This window comes from Bacillus sp. JJ1503, assembly GCF_036965125.1.
Classification (GTDB): Bacteria; Bacillota; Bacilli; order Bacillales; family Cytobacillaceae; genus Cytobacillus.
In genome coordinates this window covers 1,504-1,818 of sequence record NZ_JBALOZ010000497.1, presented here as the reverse complement: position 1 = coordinate 1,818, position 315 = coordinate 1,504, and the positions used below count along the sequence as shown (strand labels likewise).

Annotated in this window: 1 protein-coding gene; it reads right to left on the bottom strand. The window is 36.8% G+C overall.

Annotated elements, in window-relative coordinates:
• Window positions 1-68: 68 nt before the first annotated feature.
• Window positions 69-315, bottom strand: a 247-nt coding sequence (locus V7149_RS25860; protein ID WP_438824167.1) for a phosphorylase family protein, incomplete at its 5' end; no start/stop codon positions are given.

Below are 315 nucleotides of genomic sequence, written 5' to 3'. Positions count from 1 at the left end.
AGCGTTCCTTGTGGAGCTATACAAAAAAAAGAACCGGTTCAAAAAGCTAAACCAGTTCCATTCATTTATTATTCTTTTATCGCGGCTTCAAGAGCCACTTCGATCATTTCATTGAAGGTTGTTTGTCTTTCTTCAGCAGTTGTTTCCTCCCCGGTTAAAATATGATCGCTAACCGTTAAGACGGACAATGCTTTTCGATCAAATTTCGCCGCTAACGTATAAAGAGCTGATGTTTCCATCTCAATAGCCAAAATTTGATATTTTGCCCATTTTTCTAATTCAGAATTATCGTTGTAGAACATATCTGCTGTAAAT